Annotated in this window: 13 protein-coding genes and 4 pseudogenes; 5 read left to right on the forward strand and 12 right to left on the reverse strand. The window is 39.8% G+C overall.

Annotated features, from left to right (window positions below; genetic code table 11):
• Nucleotides 1-103 precede the first annotated feature (103 nt).
• On the reverse strand, nucleotides 104-919 hold the full coding sequence (locus PR709_RS06465) for a sulfite exporter TauE/SafE family protein (RefSeq protein WP_042116401.1): 816 nt from the start codon (nucleotides 917-919) through the stop codon (nucleotides 104-106).
• Between the two features lie 218 nt (nucleotides 920-1,137).
• Here PR709_RS06465 and PR709_RS06470 point away from each other — a divergent pair.
• Nucleotides 1,138-1,353 (forward strand): annotated as a pseudogene (locus tag PR709_RS06470) (transposase domain-containing protein); the annotation flags it as partial.
• A 122-nt stretch (nucleotides 1,354-1,475) separates the two neighbouring features.
• A pseudogene (locus PR709_RS06475) lies at nucleotides 1,476-2,111 on the forward strand (IS3 family transposase); the annotation flags it as partial.
• A 769-nt stretch (nucleotides 2,112-2,880) separates the two neighbouring features.
• Here PR709_RS06475 and PR709_RS06480 read toward each other — a convergent pair.
• The 11 genes and pseudogenes from PR709_RS06480 to nagE all read right to left on the reverse strand — a co-directional run bounded on the left by PR709_RS06480 (nucleotide 2,881) and on the right by nagE (nucleotide 12,863).
• Nucleotides 2,881-4,167, reverse strand: a complete 1,287-nt coding sequence (locus PR709_RS06480; RefSeq protein ID WP_148493735.1) for a DUF2235 domain-containing protein — start codon at nucleotides 4,165-4,167, stop codon at nucleotides 2,881-2,883.
• 69 nt (nucleotides 4,168-4,236) lie between these two features.
• Nucleotides 4,237-4,797 carry a DUF2235 domain-containing protein gene (locus PR709_RS06485; protein ID WP_004917712.1) on the reverse strand — a complete coding sequence of 187 codons (561 nt, stop codon included), beginning with the start codon at nucleotides 4,795-4,797 and terminating at the stop codon, nucleotides 4,237-4,239.
• Entirely contained in the window at nucleotides 4,790-5,302 is a 513-nt protein-coding gene (locus PR709_RS06490; RefSeq protein ID WP_004917710.1) for a DUF3304 domain-containing protein, read from the reverse strand. The genes PR709_RS06485 and PR709_RS06490 overlap by 8 nt, the downstream gene beginning before the upstream one ends.
• Before the next feature lie 123 nt (nucleotides 5,303-5,425).
• On the reverse strand, nucleotides 5,426-5,581 hold the full coding sequence (locus PR709_RS06495) for a hypothetical protein (RefSeq protein ID WP_004917708.1): 156 nt from the start codon (nucleotides 5,579-5,581) through the stop codon (nucleotides 5,426-5,428).
• Between the two features lies 1 nt (nucleotide 5,582).
• Nucleotides 5,583-5,845, reverse strand: a pseudogene (locus PR709_RS06500) (PAAR domain-containing protein).
• Between the two features lie 563 nt (nucleotides 5,846-6,408).
• Nucleotides 6,409-6,852: a hypothetical protein gene (locus PR709_RS06505; protein WP_004917703.1), complete on the reverse strand. Its 444-nt coding sequence runs from the start codon at nucleotides 6,850-6,852 to the stop codon at nucleotides 6,409-6,411.
• A gap of 60 nt (nucleotides 6,853-6,912) precedes the next feature.
• Complete coding sequence (locus PR709_RS06510; protein WP_004917701.1) at nucleotides 6,913-7,275, reverse strand: DUF4087 domain-containing protein; 363 nt, start codon at nucleotides 7,273-7,275, stop codon at nucleotides 6,913-6,915.
• Nucleotides 7,272-7,937, reverse strand: a complete 666-nt coding sequence (locus PR709_RS06515) for a glycoside hydrolase family 19 protein (RefSeq protein ID WP_004917699.1) — start codon at nucleotides 7,935-7,937, stop codon at nucleotides 7,272-7,274. The genes PR709_RS06510 and PR709_RS06515 overlap by 4 nt, the downstream gene beginning before the upstream one ends.
• A 2-nt stretch (nucleotides 7,938-7,939) precedes the next feature.
• Nucleotides 7,940-8,152 carry a hypothetical protein gene (locus tag PR709_RS06520; RefSeq protein ID WP_042116398.1) on the reverse strand — a complete coding sequence of 71 codons (213 nt, stop codon included), beginning with the start codon at nucleotides 8,150-8,152 and terminating at the stop codon, nucleotides 7,940-7,942.
• A gap of 707 nt (nucleotides 8,153-8,859) precedes the next feature.
• A pseudogene (tssK, locus tag PR709_RS06530) lies at nucleotides 8,860-9,794 on the reverse strand (type VI secretion system baseplate subunit TssK); the annotation flags it as partial.
• A gap of 1,041 nt (nucleotides 9,795-10,835) precedes the next feature.
• Nucleotides 10,836-12,863, reverse strand: coding sequence for an N-acetylglucosamine-specific PTS transporter subunit IIBC (nagE, locus tag PR709_RS06535; protein WP_272570831.1), 2,028 nt, complete (start codon nucleotides 12,861-12,863; stop codon nucleotides 10,836-10,838).
• A gap of 458 nt (nucleotides 12,864-13,321) precedes the next feature.
• On the opposite strand from nagE, the gene nagB reads away from it, so the two are divergent.
• From nagB to nagC, 3 genes are all read left to right on the forward strand, one after another.
• Nucleotides 13,322-14,128 carry a glucosamine-6-phosphate deaminase gene (nagB, locus tag PR709_RS06540; RefSeq protein WP_004917685.1) on the forward strand — a complete coding sequence of 269 codons (807 nt, stop codon included), beginning with the start codon at nucleotides 13,322-13,324 and terminating at the stop codon, nucleotides 14,126-14,128.
• A gap of 77 nt (nucleotides 14,129-14,205) precedes the next feature.
• The gene (nagA, locus tag PR709_RS06545) at nucleotides 14,206-15,369 is read left to right on the forward strand and encodes an N-acetylglucosamine-6-phosphate deacetylase (protein ID WP_036943497.1); all 1,164 of its coding nucleotides are present in this window, start codon (nucleotides 14,206-14,208) and stop codon (nucleotides 15,367-15,369) included.
• 11 nt (nucleotides 15,370-15,380) lie between these two features.
• A complete protein-coding gene (nagC, locus tag PR709_RS06550; protein ID WP_004917681.1) occupies nucleotides 15,381-16,604 on the forward strand; it encodes a DNA-binding transcriptional regulator NagC in 1,224 nt (407 codons plus the stop codon).
• Nucleotides 16,605-16,628: the final 24 nt, after the last annotated feature.

The raw sequence follows: 16,628 nt of genomic DNA on the forward strand, positions 1-16,628 counted from the left end.
CTACCATAATCTGTCAAGAAACAACCGTTTGATCAACTATGTATTGATTAAACACATATTGCCTTGTATTTCGCACCTGAAACAATGATATTAAAGCAATACATTAGGTTAATAGCATAACACTTAACACAATAAGAAGGAGCAGTGGATAACTTTGAGCATGGCGCTTATCGCTCAAGTATGGCATCAATAAACTGGCAAAACGAATTCCTAGCCATGATGTCACAATCAGAATTAATGCCCCCTTGATATAAACCATCCCAATAAAGCCAGCACCTAATTGAACATGTTCCGTTAACGCAAAATAAAAGTAGGTCAACGTTCCTGTTATCGCCATCGGTAATGTTAGTGGGTTTGCAAGCGCAGCAGCTTGGATCATCGTCGCCCCACGACGTCGCATTAGTGGCACCGTCATCACACTCCCCCCCACACCGAGAAATGCAGCAACCGCCCCTATGACTAAACCAATAGGTATATCAGCAAAAACACCGCCGCCTGAAGGCGTTATGCCCTCAGTGTGTGTTTTCATAAACCCGGGTCTTATCAGGCAATCTAAAATCGTAATAACAAGATAGCCAATAAAGAGCCAACGGATCCATTCACTATCAACAGAGAGCGCAATAAAAGCCCCCAAAATACCGCCTAAAGAGATAGGAATAATAAACGGGCGAATAATGCTCCAATTTAAATGACCTTTCCGATAATGCGCCCTACTTGATAGTGAGGCAGAGAAAATCATCACGCAGGTTGAAGTTGCGACGGCAATTTGCATCGCAACTGCACTTGCTTCGCTCTCTGGCCCCCACACCAAGGTAATGAGTGCGTAGAGTAGAGGAACCGTAATAAAGCCCCCACCGAAACCAAAAAGTGCCGTCGTGATCCCAGAAATAAAACCAAAAAGACAAAGTAGTAGAGTCACCAATACATCTCCATTCAAGATAACGTTGTTATCTTATTGTGAAGAGCCGTGATTAACTTACGCATAACGGACAATGTGTTTTGAAATTTCGCCAAATTTAAGGGAATAAAAAAGGGAGGCTTACGCCTTAATGTTGATCAGTTAAGAACTAAATAATGGATTGAATGATCCTACAGTTCTGCAAAAATACGTAATCATCCGAAGATTACAGATTTTTTATGTTACTTAGCCAAGCTTTCGAGACTGTTCTGGCTTTCTCGCCAAAAGAATTTACAGCCCTTTCTGACCTCCTTTCCGCTGAACTCATTGACGAATGTCTCTTTTTCGTTCTCTTTCCATGGCTCAACTCGTTTTTCATCTCGATATTGTTTTACCGAGCAACCGACCTTACGTTGCACCAAGCGCCGTTGTTCAGGCTCGGCAACGGTTAGGGGAAGATGCCGTTCGCAAAGTGTTTGAAAAAACAAGCCAGCTCTGGCTTGATAAACTGCCATTATCACACTGGAACGGATTAACTTTGATGGCTGTCGATGGCACATTATGGCGGATACCAGATCCCCGCTATGGGTATCTGATGCTGCATGGTTTGCTCAGAGGTGAAGGCCGAGTCCAGAACCGTAAACGTACATATCGCCTCTACATCGAGGAAGGCTTGCAGGTCAGGACGAAGAAGCGCAAGAAGCTAACCCAGTCAAAGCAGCCCATGGAAGTACCAACGGCTCCCAATTAACGTTGGTCTATGGCCTTTGTTTCAGACCAACTCAGCAATGGTCGGTGCTTTCGGGTACTGAATGTCGTGGATGATTATTCGCGGGAAATGGTCGGTCAATTAGTCTCTGTGGCCATCAGTGGCAGGCAGGTCGCCAGATCCTTGGACCAATTGATGGAAGAACGAGGCAAACCCAACAAGGTTACCTGCGATAATGGGACCGAATTTACCAGCAAAGCGATGTTTTTTTGGAGCAAGGAAACCGGTATAACATTGGGCTTTATCCAGCCAGAAAACCCCACGCAAAACGCCTTTGTGGAAAGCCTGAATGGTAAATTCAGAAATAAATGTCTGAACCCGCATGGGTTCAGAACTTTAGACGAAGCCAGATACGAAATCGAGCTATGGCGTGAACACTACAACCATGTTCGCCCACATAGTTCACTGAACGATATGCCGCCTGTTGCGTATGCCAAGCAAGTCACTTCACAAGCTTATTCGCGGTTGGGATATATTTATCAAGAAGGAATTGGCGTAAAGCGTAACCTCGGAATATCAGGACAATATTTTATTCAGGCAAATGTAGCGAATACGCTTAATTCATTAAAAGGAAATAAATTTGACTGTGATATTTACAAAAATTGAGAATTCACAATAATTTGAATACTTCTAAATGTTTTTATGTGAGTCCAAAATCCTCAATGGTTTTAGATTCAGACTCACACTATTCACACTATGGCTTCGTTACATTGGTTTTCTGGTTTATATACATTTCCTTTTCTGAAAGAAAGATCAATACAATAAAATAAATGAATGAAATAACACCGATAACAATCGAAATCCAATTTAATCCAACTAGTGTATAAAAGTAATTAGATACTCTATTCAGTAAGAACATAATGAAACAGATAGCGATAGGATACCGATAGCCAATACTGCGCAATCGCTGGATTTCCAGTAATGAAAAAGTACAATAAGCGAGACCATAAATGATCAGAATAACCAAACCATAGGCAAATGAAATAGAAAACCCCAAATCCAAGTCAATACTTTTTGATAGGGCCTCATGAGTGTATCGATAATTAGCGCTTACAAATAAAGAATTAACCACCTTAATTGATAATGTCAATAAAATTGCAGTTAAAATATAATAACAAAAAAATGAAAGTGACTTTCTTTTAGTATATAAAAATGCGGTACCTATTTTTCCTTCAGTCATAACTTCCTTATAATATTGATTGAGTGTGAAATTTTAAAATTTAGGCCACCCAGTGAATATAAAATCATTACCAACATACAGTGGTGGCTCTGGAGGCGTATTTACTTCAGGTTCATCTGGCGGAAAATCCCCAGAGAGTGGTTCCATTAAACGAATATAAAAATAGTGATAATTTATTCCCTCTGCGCGCTGTATATCGTGGACAAACCAACTATAGAGCTCATTTGAAACAGGAACATATGATATCGGAAATGGCATATTATCATATCCCGCCGTGCCACAGTCGATATAGTATTGTGCCCGACGTTTAGCGGGCCAGTATATTTTATCAAAAATTTCAGGTGGAACAGGGCTAAGCTTTCGTGTTTTGACTTGCCATGCCATTTTTGCTACTTCAGATAACCACCCCCAATCTTTCTTCAATAACGCCATTTTTTCAGAAGCACCGAACGCAGCTTGTCTAGACTTAGCTGAAATATTAAAACCACCTTGATGTGAACCTGCGGATAATAATTCGGCTTTCTCTTGCTCCTCTAATTTTCGTAGCTCATTTTTATATTCATAATGCTTCTGGCCTAACCACGCAAAATAACTGTCGAGGTGAGCATTCAAGGCCGTAAATGTCAATTTTTTTAATGGAATGCCTGATTGATAATAATCTACCCACTCTGTTGCCTTTTTTCCTTCCACCTTTTGTTCATCTTGGAAATAAAGCCACGTATCAAAATCCATTTCGCGCAATGCATCGAGTTCAGGAAATGGAACTCCAGCATGAAATGCGGCTAAATGCATTTTATTTAAGGCGACTTTAGCGAGTTCTTCATTGGGCTTTTGTTCATTATTTCTTAATCCCCCGCCGATATCCTCACTGCAACCGGGTAATAGCTCTTCCTGATGATGTTCCCCACTTCTGCCCGTTAAATAGAGACAACGCCATTTGCGTTTTTCATGGGCAGCTACCAAATGTAAAGACTTTTTAACTATTGTAGGCAGCGGTGTCATATGGTCAATATATTTACGCCCTGCAACCATAGTAATTAATGAGTCAATAGCAACTTCCGTTACCTTATTACTTTTTGCCGGAAGTGTTAGTATATTTAATCCATAATCTAATCCGTTATCCTCACTTTCAGGCGTGTCACAAGAGCAATCGAATAGTCCCACAAAAGGAATGTCAACCCAAGCACCACCGTGAACGCCCCCGTAAAAATAGAGACCGGTATCATAATTTTTTTGGCAAATTTGGTTAACTAACACACCGATAAAGTATCGGGCTAGTGTCGCTCCCATATCAAAGCCAAACACAGAAACAGAGATCAAATTAAGGGGAATTTCTCCTTTTTGAGCTTCATTACACGCTCGGGAAAATCGCTCTTTTAAGTCATTAATTCACGTTTCTACCCCTGTTACAAAATTATAGGCAATAAATTCGTTATCTCTTAAAAATGGTGTTGCTTCAATACCTATTTTCGCAGCAGCATCAAATCCGGCCTCGGCAAACATTTTAACCTGACCTTTCGGAGACACTAATTCTTCAATTTTTTTAAAGCCATCTTTTCCTATCGCGTAATCAAACCCCGCCTCTAAGCTCGTATCTCTTATCGAGTCTTGAATATTACTTTGAAATTCATCATTAAGATTTGTATTAATATAATTTCGCTCACTGTTATTCACTTCATTATAAGGTGTACCAAGGCCTGATATGTAAAATTTCCAATAATCATTATTCACTGTAATTTCTTCTGCATTTTTATACGCATAAAATAATTTAGCAATATTACTTAATTTGCCATTGGGTTCATCTAAGTCTTTATTTCGGCCAACACCATCAAAAAACAAGCCTATGTGTAAAGTACGTGAGCAATTACCTAATTTACATTCTTGTGCTTGCTTTGCTTTGTTTGTTGCTGCAATGTTCGAATCAGTACTAGCTCGTTTATCATTATTCATTATGTGTACCCTCAATTTCTTTACTTGAGCTAAAAGGGTTATATGAAGATGAGTTTTTATTATTCCATTCTAGTTTAATTGTATTTTCTGGTAAAAAATGAACATGTAATGTATCGTCCCCTTCTTTACGCTCAGGTAATGGTACCTTAATTTGATAATTTTCAGAACGCATTCCTGCGTCATATTGTGAACCTTTGACACCTAATCGCCACTTTATTACAGCTATTTTTCCTTTTATTATTCCGCAGCATGTCATTGTACCTGAACCATAGGCATAGGGATTGTATTTATAAGCGGGTGCATTCCCCCCCATAATGTTATTTAAACTAAACCATGAAATGGGCCTGTTTTGCCAATTATGAGTAACTAAAGCGACCTCTTTATTATCTAATGCATCATTTGCACTTGACTTTGATGCAAACAAAACAGATAGCCCAATTAAAAATGCAAATAAATACAACTTGAACCTCAGTAGCCTTTCGTGATTTTGTTGAATCCATGTCATGTTTTTCTCCTATATTTAATTTTATTGCAATATGCTTGTTAGTTAAATCAATAATTTCATATTGAGCTAAATAATAAATATTTGCTTTTTCATTCAGTGAAAACCCTTACTCGCCCAGCTCCATCAAAAAATAAACCCCGTTCTGTCTTTTGTCCAAAACCATAAAGTCAGCGCAAACCCCATAAACAAGATAATCAATAACACCACTAACCAGCGACGCGTATTGGGACGTGGCACTTTTGCGGCAGCAGGCGGAATCGTATTGAGCCAAACAGGCATGTCAGCCTACCTTGGCGGGCGAAAAGGAGCTGATTAAGGTACAGCCACAACCGCATTTATGCCCCTGAAAAGCGACAGGGATACCGTTATCGAGGTAGTTAGGATTACCTTCAATGATGGTGGTCGGACCGTGTCTTTTTTTGGGCAAGAAACCTGATCGCCTTTACGTGCCACCCCAATGCCCCCGAATTTCATGGTATCAAAGCCTGTCAGCACGGTGCCACCGTGGGTGGTTTTATCGCCTTTACGAATAATTTGTTGCATGGTTTTAGTCCTTTAAGATTTCAGCTGGTTAATAGCCCGTTTCTTCAATAAGTAATAAGTGCGTTTGTATCTTCATTTCTTCAAATAAATAGGTTGATGACTCCATCTCTTTTTCCGCAACTATTTTAACTCTCTTATCAGTCATCCATTGATAATCAAAGGTTTCATCGCCTTTCGTTTTACTCTCGATTTAGATAGCTTAGATTTTTAGTGGGCAATTTATTTTTAAGTCTAGCATGTCGATAATCATCGAGGCTTATTAATGTGTTATAAGCTTGTGATAGGGTTTGGCTAGGAAAATAATAGGTATATTCTAAAGTACCGTCATATTCCTTTCCTTCGTCTAACTGTCGGCAATAGGATGAAAATGTTGCACTCTTTGATTGAAGTTGCTTTGTTTCAACATTATGATTACTGGCAAATGCTTGTAGTGGAAATTTAATATAAAAAGGATTTGGATAAATTTTATTAGTAAAAATTTTAATGGTAGCGCAATTACATTGTTCATGTTAGTTCTCTGGTTATAATAATTCGATTTATCGTTCCCCTTCAAAATAAATGAGTTAATGCATACAGCCTAACGCGCTTTCTTTATCACAATCAAGAATGTTGAATAATTCATCTAATTTATCGACCTTTATTTTATTGCAATCAAAATTATATTCTTTATTAACACTCAAGTCTGTCACTTGTAACCCGCTATTATATTGGCCATCTTCGTAATTTTTATATATTGCGTAACCCATATTGTTATTTGAGTAAGTAACCCTGTAATACTCAGTATTATACCTAGAATAATAATTATATGAGAAGCCCTTACTCTCCAATAATTTAGAAGACTGCTCAATAAAAATAGAATCGTTATTTTTCATTGTTAACTTTAAATTTTCACCAACTAACGCCAAGTTAATTGAGCCATTTTCAGTTGCACATTGAAAGAATATTTTATTATTTGAGAAAGCACTTAAAGGCAGCAACATCATAAGAAACATTTTTTTAAATTTCATGACTATTATCACTTAGTTTTCTACTAAGTCAGTAATATCAAAGCATAATCACCATTAAGTTTAATTGATAAAATGTTGTATTTTTTTATCATCACGGCATTGTTTGATTTTAAGCAGATCAAAAGAGTATATCTTTATAATTGTTTTTGATTTATTATCAACCTCTACAGATAAACAGGCACACCTGACACCATAGTTACCGTTAGTGTAAATTATTTCTGAAGGGTCAATAGAATTATCAATAATTTTTTCAATTCCTTCCGATTCACGCCCTCCTTGCTGAGATATACTCCACTCAGCATCACGATCGATAAGCCAAAGATTTCCTGGTGTAGGATTATCTAACCAGCCACAACGAATTTCTTGCCCATGTACAGAAAATTGTATAAATAGAAGGAGACATATAAAATAATTTTTTTTCATGCTAATAAGCCATTATTTAGTTTTTCCAAGTAATCCTCTGCAAAGCCTTTTATTTGATCTGCTTGATCTAATCCATTGATACACTTTCTTGCATTATAAAAATCAGTTTTAGACTCATTAATATAATCGGTTATTTTCTTACCTGTAAATTCACCATATTTAAAACCATCAATTAAAATAAACAATGAATACTCTGGATTTAATGCTAAATCTGGTTCATTAACCATGTCGACATTTAGTTTTTGTGAGTATTTCTCATAATTGTATTTCCATGTTATCTGTACATAACCTCTACCATAATATGGGTAATACCTGAATTTTTTCTTTCTATATTCATCACTAACCGTTCTTCCTCCGTAATTTCCTTCTCGTACAGGCTGAAATGCATCCCCCGTCTCTCTTTTTACAGTTGCTAAAATGTATGCTATTTGTGTGTTTAAAGAAATTCCCTGATTTTTACACTCACTAATAATTGCATGGATCGTGCCTTCTTTAGTTGAAAAATCATACTTTTTACTATGGAATGAATCCAAAAACACCAGCGGATGCATATGCCACACTTCAGGACCAATTTTTTCGTTAGTCACATCCTGCATCCAAACCATACTATCGAGAAACTCTTCGCTGTAAGAACGCCATAAGGGAGCCTCTTCACTCAGCATGTTTAGAAAATTTTGCCATACACTATCGTTTTTTTGTAATACCAATCACTAGGGTGTTTGACAATAGTTTTATTCACGATATGGGAAAACATGGGGTTATGGAAAGCGTGACGGTATTCTTCAGGATTGTAGTGCTCCGTTGCACTGCCTTTAATCTTATTGATTAAACGTTGATAATTATGGGCAATAATTCCTTTTTCAGGACGGGGTGACACTTTAGCTTCCGCCAAAATAGTATCAAATATCGCACTGATATAAGTGGCTTTGGGTTGAATGTACCCGTTTAAATAATCAAACGTTTTTGTTTCACTGGTTAAGGTCCTAAAGCCTATTTTCTCTAAATCATAACGCGACAGAAAAAGCGCATGTTGGGTAATATTTTGGTATTCCGCTTGTTTTGTTTCATCGGCTTGAATTTCTTCAACACGCTTTATCAGTGAGCCGATTTTATCTTTATCTGTGTCACTGATATCAATCTGTTTTGGAAAATACCCTAAATGCTCGGGTAAAAAATAGTATTTTTGCTGTTGTTTGTCCGTTTCGACTTTTATCCACTTTTGAATCTTCTTAAATTTTCAGATGCGACTCTATCCGCTTCACTATTTAATAAGATTATTGATTTTTCTAAATCGACCATTTAACTCACCACTTTATTTATATAAATTTTCTTTTAAAAAGATTCTACTGAGTCAATTTTCCAGCCATTTAAATCTTTCGATAAAGTAATGAAATATAGTGAGCTACAGTTTTTTTCACCTAAAATAAGCTTTAGCTTTGCTTTATCATTTGACACTTCGATATATTTTACATTTATATTTTCCAACCAGTCCTCACAGATGGCTTGGGCGTCAATATAATAGTCCCGATCTATATCACTTGCGTTTATTTCACGTCTTAATCGTAGTGTCACATAAGTATTGGTACTGAGCAAGTCAAACAACGGTGGAAACGTATTTTCGAGGTCGTCATGGACATAGGCAGGAATGGTCGCGAGATCATGCTCTAACGAAAAGGTTAATAAACTCCCCGCCAAACGGGTCAATTCAGCCCAAATGATTTCAGGGTGGCGCTGTGGATAGCTTTCATAATTCATGAGAACATTAGCATGGGAGTTTAAGGCGTTTAACAACCAAAATAAGGAAACATCAGCGACGGCAAAATCAGCTAAACGTTCATTGCTCTCACGGCGCATGGACATCAGTCGTTGGCAACGGGAGCGTATTTGGCGATTCAGCAAGGCTAATCGCTCTTATAATTCTCGGCTTGCTGAAAATTGCGTCATGGAGGGGAATAAATGTTCTATCTATTGCCCAGCCACCTTGACCATCACGAGTTAGGCGTGCAATAGGACACGTTTGCCACGCATCATTATTTTCATGCTGAAAACGGACAGCAATATTAAAACGGGCAACTGCCATGGATTCATCATCCTGACCAAACACATCCGGCACATTCACCCACTCTTCCTGATAACGAAGGGAACGTTCAGAAAAGCCCCCTTTTTTCTGAACATTGATGATCCCTTGTTGAAGGAGTGGCAAGGCCAGCACCAGCACCAGCACAATGCTGTCAGTTTGAGATAACGCGGTGGAATTTAACTCTCGGGGCTCTGGAGTGATATCACTGACTTGGGTATCTATTAACGCCCCATCCGGCAACCATGCCCTTAGTTGATGAACTTGTAAACGACCGGACGACAAAAATGACTCATCCAGTTCAACTTTTCACTCCCCAGTTAAAGGGAGAGAATAAACCGGAAACACCTTGGTTAGTGAAAGCCTCCCATTGCGCTTGCTGTTGAAATTGTTGCGGAGAGAGCAATGCGCCTTCATTCCATAATGGGCGGTAAATTTTCATTCGATGAGCCTTTTATTTAAGCAAAGGCAATTGGCATTATGATTCATTTTCCCGAAACAATTCGGCGGCGAGGTGATGTATTCACTCAAATTTGGAAAGTAAAGCATTTCTGATGTTTTGATACGCTACCGCCCTTAGCCGTCACCCAAGGCTCATAAGGTTAAAATACGCTAATACTGTCCTGACAAATCAATCCAAATTAATAAAAAATGGCACTTAAAAATAACCCGTGGCCCATCAAATGATGAATGCAATTGATGGACCGCTTGAATCCAAACGTCCATATCCTAAATATAGCGCTCAAATTATAGGAATTAAGGATTAAGTCAGCAATTATTTTTATCAATTTCTCTTATGTAGTCACAAATACGCATAGCGAGCATTATTCACTAGCCGAATTAGACATAAAATGTATTGTAAGGTAACAGAATGAAATAATCTGGAGTGAAGACGGACTTAAGAAGCCATGCTGGCGCATTCAAGGCTGTGTTGTATGTTATCAATTAGAAAGGTAACGTAAGGAAATTTAATGATTAATACCTATTTTATGTGTGAAAAATGTTTCTTTCCGGTTTGTCACTACGATGCTGACTGTCATGAGTAGTCTCATTGTCACGTGAAGAGCATAAGAATAGTTGGGATATTATTCTTATGCCAAATCAAGCCGCCAATTTGCAGTATGGTTTCGGCTATACTTTATTGTTATAGATAAATTAGTTGTTAATTATCCATAACTTAGTGATTTTATCTTGAATTAATGACCATAAGGCCACTTTGCGATGATGTTTTGCATGGAGCATTGAAAAATAGCTCAATGCTTCTGTTATCGATTCTTCTGTGTTTATTGCGATACTGTAATCAAAACTTTTCTTTAAATCCGAAATCGCATACGCATAATAGCGACTTTGCGCGGTGAGTATCGCCCCTTCAGTAAGGCAACGACGAAGTATAATGGCAACTCTTATATAGCCCTGAGTATATAAATAAAAAAGGGAGGCTTACGCCTCCCTTTGACTCTGTCAATAACTGATTAGCAAACCACTATTTTAGCACGTTGTAGATCACGGTTTCACCCGCGGTCACATTTCCGTTAGCTAAAATTTCAACACCAGCAAAATCATCGATATTGCTGATAATAACAGGGCTGATCATCGATTTAGCGTTAGCTTCTAGGAAAGCGATATCCAACTTCAGAATTGGTGTACCGGCTTTCACTTCACTACCTTCTTCCACTAAACGCGCACAACCTTCACCTTTTAGAGCAACAGTATCGATACCCATGTGAACAATTAACTCAACACCATTTTCTGTTTCTAAACAGAACGCATGGTTAGTTTCGAAAATTTTCACGACGGTTCCTGATGCTGGTGCAAGCACCTCATCACTGGTTGGTTTAATGGCAATACCATCGCCAACGATACGACTAGAAAAAGCTTCATCTGGCACATCATCAAGGGAGTACACTTCACCACTGACAGGTGCTACCAGTGAAAGAATTGTTTCACCTTTTGTTTTCACAGGCTCGGCTATCTTGGCTTTTTCAGTTTCTGTTGCTGAAGCAGAAGCTGCAATTGGGCCTTTCGCAATCACTTCTTTCATCGCCGATGCGACCAGTTCAGCACGTGTACCTACAATGACTTGCACGCTTTGTTTATTCAAACGAATAACCCCTGAGGCACCAAGGCGTTTAGCCATCGCATCATTAACAATACTGGAATCTTTCACATTCAAGCGAAGACGTGTAATACATGCGTCGATACCTGTAATATTGTCACTTCCGCCGACAGCTGCGACATATTGACGGGCTTCTTTCTGAATATCGCTATCTGTGCTATCAGCTGAGCTCAAGTTTTCATCATAACCGTCAATTGTTTCATCACCTGCACTCACTTCACGACCTGGCGTTAACAGTTTGAACTTGGTGATCATAAAACGGAAAACAACATAGTAAATACAGAAGAAAACGAGACCTTGAACAACCAACATCCACCATTGCAGCGCAAGAGGGTTACGTGATTGCAGTAACATATCCACTAAACCTGCACTAAAGCCGAATCCTGAGATCCACTCCATTGTGGCAGAGATATAGATAGAAATACCGGTTAATAAGGCGTGGATCACATACAGTACAGGCGCCACAAACATGAATGAGAATTCAAGTGGCTCTGTAATACCTGTAAAGAAGGCAGCAAAAGCACCCGCAAGCATAATACCTGCAACTTTGGCTTTATTTTCAGGACGAGCGCAATGGTAGATAGCCAAAGCAGCGCCTGGTAGACCAAACATCATAATAGGGAAGAAACCAGCTTGATAACGTCCTGTGATGCCTGGCGTCGCTAAACCTTCTTCAATTGACTTCGCGCCACCGAGGAAGTTAGGAATATCGTTAATACCTGCAACGTCAAACCAGAATACAGAGTTCAAGGCATGGTGCAGACCAACTGGGATTAATAAACGGTTAAAGAAGGCATAGATACCTGCGCCCACTGAACCTAAATCTTTGATACTTTCACCGAATGAGACTAATGCATTATAAACGACTGGCCATACGTACATTAGAATGAAAGCAAGGATAATCATTAAGAAAGAAGTCAGGATTGGAACCAGACGACGTCCACTAAAGAATGATAACGCTTTAGGTAATTCCACCCCGCTATAACGGTTATACAGCTCAGCCGAGAGCACACCGACCAGAATACCCACAAACTGGTTATTAATCTTATTGAAGGCAGCAGGAACGTTTTCAAGCGGAACATTCATAATCATGGAGTAAGAAGCTGGTGAACACAGCGTTGTCACCACTAAGAACCCCACAAACCCTGTCAGCGCCGCTGCACCATCTTTATCTTTCGACATACCATAGGCAATACCAATGGCAAACAGCACAGACATATTATCAATAATAGCTGCGCCTGATTTAATAAGTAACGCTGCGATTGCACTATTGGCGCCCCACCCATCTGGGTCAATCCAATATCCAATCCCCATAAGGATTGCGGCGGCTGGCAGTACAGCCACAGGCACCATCAATGCCCTGCCGATCCGCTGTAAGTAGCTAAGAATATTCACGAACTCCCCCTTTAAAGCCCTATTATTGCCCCATTCACAGGATCTTATTGTTCATACACCATAATAATAATTTAGGTGTCTGAGTGTAGCAATTTCATAGTCTAGATGAATTTTTTCGCGATACAAAATAAATAGGTTCGATTTGTGATAAATGTCAATGATAATTTTCATTATCCACCTAAATTAGTGGCTATTATTGAAAACTTATTTTATGATTAAAAATAACTTATCTACTGGATTTAGCTGTATAGCTAATAGAGAATCGATACTCCCTGAAATTTCCTATAGTTAGTTAATAAAAAGTCAGGGGCATAGCAACTCAAAATAGCAAAGTTACATGCTGGCGATTGAGTACAATCGCTGATTTGCAACAAATGTCATGTAACTTAAGCCATAAAGAGTATGGCGTTCTTTCAGATTTCATAGAATTAACAGACTGTTACTAGAGGTAAAGTATCATGAGGCTTCTCCCACTAAAAACTGCTCACGACGTTGGGATTTGGTCTGCACAATATATTGCAGATAAAATCAACGCTTTTAACCCAACAGCCGAGCGCCCTTTTGTTTTAGGTTTGCCGACCGGTGGAACTCCGCTTGCGACATACAAAGCGCTTATCGCGTTGTATCAAGCAGGCAAAGTGAGCTTTAAACATGTTGTAACGTTCAACATGGACGAATATGTGGGTATCCCAGAAGATCATCCGCAAAGTTACCATACTTTTATGCATGAAAACTTCTTTAACCATATTGATATTCAAAAAGAAAATATCAATTTGCTAAATGGTAACGCATCGGATGTGGATGCTGAATGCCAACGCTACGAAGATAAAATTAAGTCTTATGGCAAAATTAATCTATTTATGGGTGGTGTCGGTAATGATGGTCATATTGCCTTTAATGAACCCGGCTCATCATTACGCTCTCGTACTCGTATCAAAACATTAACCCCCGAGACGCGCATCGCTAACTCACGTTTCTTTGATAATGATGTCAATCAAGTACCGAAGTTTGCCCTTACTGTAGGTGTCGCAACATTAATGGATGCGGAAGAGCTGATGGTATTGGCAACGGGTGCCAACAAAGCCAACGCCGTTCAAGCTGCGGTTGAAGGTTCAGTCAATCATTTATGGACTATCAGTTGTGTGCAAATGCACCAAAAAGCATTGATCGTCTGTGATGAACCCGCAACGCTTGAGCTAAAAGTAAAAACACTCAAATATTTTACGCAGCTAGAATCTGACATTATCGAAAAATTTAACTCATAATCATTCGATCACCCGACCTGTGGAAGCAGGTCGGTGACCCGATGTTTTATCTCTCCAGAAGTCAGGAGCCAAATACCATGTACGCATTAACCCATTGTATTATTTATACAGGTCATGAAAGATTAGATAACCATGCTGTCATCATAGATGGTGCTCTTATTAAAGATATCTGCCCATTAGATGAACTTCCCTCTGATATCGAGCAGCACGATTTACAAGGTGCTATTCTTTCTCCCGGCTTTATTGATTTACAAGTCAATGGCTGTGGTGGCGTCCAATTCAATGATAACAAAGAAAATGTGACATTGAAGCATCTGGAGATAATGCAAAAAGCCAATGAGCGTTCTGGGTGCACAAGTTTTCTACCAACCTTAATTACCTGTTCCGATGAACTGATGAAGCATGGTGTAGAAGTGATGACGGAGTACTTAAAAACACATCGTCATCAAGCGCTCGGCCTACACTTAGAAGGCCCTTATATCAACATCGTGAAAAAAGGCACGCATAATCCTGAATTCATTCGTCAGCCTTCTGCGCAAATGATTGATTATTTAGCCGCTCATGCAGATGCGATTACCAAGGTCACCTTAGCACCGGAAATCGTGGGTGAGTCTTATATTCGCCAATTGACCAATGCTGGCATTATCGTTTCTGCGGGCCATTCAAATTCAACTTACGAAGAAGCGCGCCTCGGCTTTAAAGCGGGTATCCGTTTCTCAACCCATCTCTTTAATGCCATGCCATATATTTCAGGTCGCGGACCTGGTTTAGTAGGGGCAATTTATGATACTCCAGAAGTGTACGCTGGCATTATCGCAGATGGTCTTCATGTACAATGGGCAAATATTCGTAACAGTAAACGGTTGAAAGGTGATAAATTAGTTTTAGTTACGGACGCTACCGCGCCTGCTGGTATTGATCCTCAAACTGGTGAAATGGATCATTTTATCTTTGCAGGCAAAACCATATACTACCGGAATGGATTATGTGTTGATGAGAACGGAACCCTCAGTGGATCGTCACTAACCATGATTGAAGCAGTTAAAAATACGGTAGAACATGTCGGTATCGCATTAGATGAAACATTAAGAATGGCAACACTTTACCCCGCTAGAGCGATTGGCGTCGAATCCCACTTAGGGTCTATCGCGCCGGGTAAAGTTGCGAACTTAACTGCGTTTAACCACGACTTCCAAATCCTTTCAACCTATGTCAACGGAGAGGAAGTCTACAAAAAATGAGTATATAGCTGATGAACCATAGTCACTCGCTAAAGCAAATTGGTAATATTGATCTGGTAAAACAACTCAACGGTGCCGTGGTATATAGCCTCATTGACCAACATGGTCCTATATCTCGCATCCAAATTGCAGAGCAGAGCCAACTTGCCCCCGCAAGTGTCACTAAAATTACTCGTCAGCTACTCGAGCGCGGCCTCATTAAAGAAGTCGACCAGCAAGCCTCTACAGGGGGGCGACGTGCCATATCTATCGTATCAGAGCATAAAAACTTTCATACGATAGGTGTGCGCTTAGGTCGTTATGATGCCACTATCGCCCTTTATGATTTAAGCGGCAAGCTACTTGTCGATGCCCACTATCCAATCTCAGCGCCTTCTCAGCAAGCAGTAGAGCAAAAACTGATTGAAGCGATAGAAGACTTTATTGCGCTCAATCAACGCCGTCTTAAAGAGCTTATAGCCATCTCAGTCATTTTACCCGGCCTCGTTAGCCCACACAGCGGCATTGTTCACTATATGCCACACATTAAAGTGGATAACTGGCACCTTATTGATAATTTGCAGGCTCATTTCAAAATTACCTGCTATGTTGGGCACGACATCCGTAGCCTTGCCTTAGCAGAAAGCTACTTTGGAGCCACAAAAGATTGCAAAGACTCGCTACTTGTTCGGATCCACCGCGGTGCAGGTGCTGGACTGGTCATTGATAATGAAATCTTACTAAATCACCGTGGTAACCTCGGTGAAATCGGTCATATCCAAGTGGACCCTCTAGGTGATTTGTGCCATTGCGGTAATTTTGGTTGCCTCGAAACTATCGCCTCAAATCAAGCTATTGAAAACCGTGTTCAACAGCGCCTAGAACAAGGTTTTACTAGCTCACTCACACTAGAACGTTGCTCTATACAGCATATCTGCCAAGCTGCAAATAAAAATGACCCTCTGGCGACAGAGGTGATACAGCATGTCGGCCGCCAAATCGGTAAAGCCATTGCTATCGCAATCAACCTGTTTAACCCTGAAAAGGTGGTTATTGCAGGTGATATTACGGAAGCCGAGCAAGTCCTACTGCCAGCTATCCAAAGTTGTATCGATACCCAAACACTCAAAGAGTTCCGTGAAAACTTACCGGTAGTTACCTCACAATTAGTGCATACCTCGGCAATCGGCGCCTTCGCCTTAACAAAACGCGCTATGCTCAATGGGGAATTGCTCCAAAAACTCCTTGATAACTGATCTCACAATCCCACCAGCAAAAAC

The organism is Providencia sp. PROV267 (assembly GCF_028477825.1).
GTDB lineage: Bacteria > Pseudomonadota > Gammaproteobacteria > Enterobacterales > Enterobacteriaceae > Providencia > Providencia stuartii.

Coding starts and splice junctions, on each gene's coding strand:
- PR709_RS06485 (WP_004917712.1), bottom strand. CDS start 4,797: ATGAATAATGATAAACGAGCTAGTACTGATTCGAACATTGCAGCAACA.
- PR709_RS06490 (WP_004917710.1), bottom strand. CDS start 5,302: ATGACATGGATTCAACAAAATCACGAAAGGCTACTGAGGTTCAAGTTG.
- PR709_RS06495 (WP_004917708.1), bottom strand. CDS start 5,581: ATGCCTGTTTGGCTCAATACGATTCCGCCTGCTGCCGCAAAAGTGCCA.
- PR709_RS06505 (WP_004917703.1), bottom strand. CDS start 6,852: ATGAAATTTAAAAAAATGTTTCTTATGATGTTGCTGCCTTTAAGTGCT.
- PR709_RS06510 (WP_004917701.1), bottom strand. CDS start 7,275: ATGAAAAAAAATTATTTTATATGTCTCCTTCTATTTATACAATTTTCT.
- PR709_RS06515 (WP_004917699.1), bottom strand. CDS start 7,937: ATGCTGAGTGAAGAGGCTCCCTTATGGCGTTCTTACAGCGAAGAGTTT.
- nagB (WP_004917685.1), top strand. CDS start 13,322: ATGAGGCTTCTCCCACTAAAAACTGCTCACGACGTTGGGATTTGGTCT.
- nagA (WP_036943497.1), top strand. CDS start 14,206: ATGTACGCATTAACCCATTGTATTATTTATACAGGTCATGAAAGATTA.
- nagC (WP_004917681.1), top strand. CDS start 15,381: ATGAACCATAGTCACTCGCTAAAGCAAATTGGTAATATTGATCTGGTA.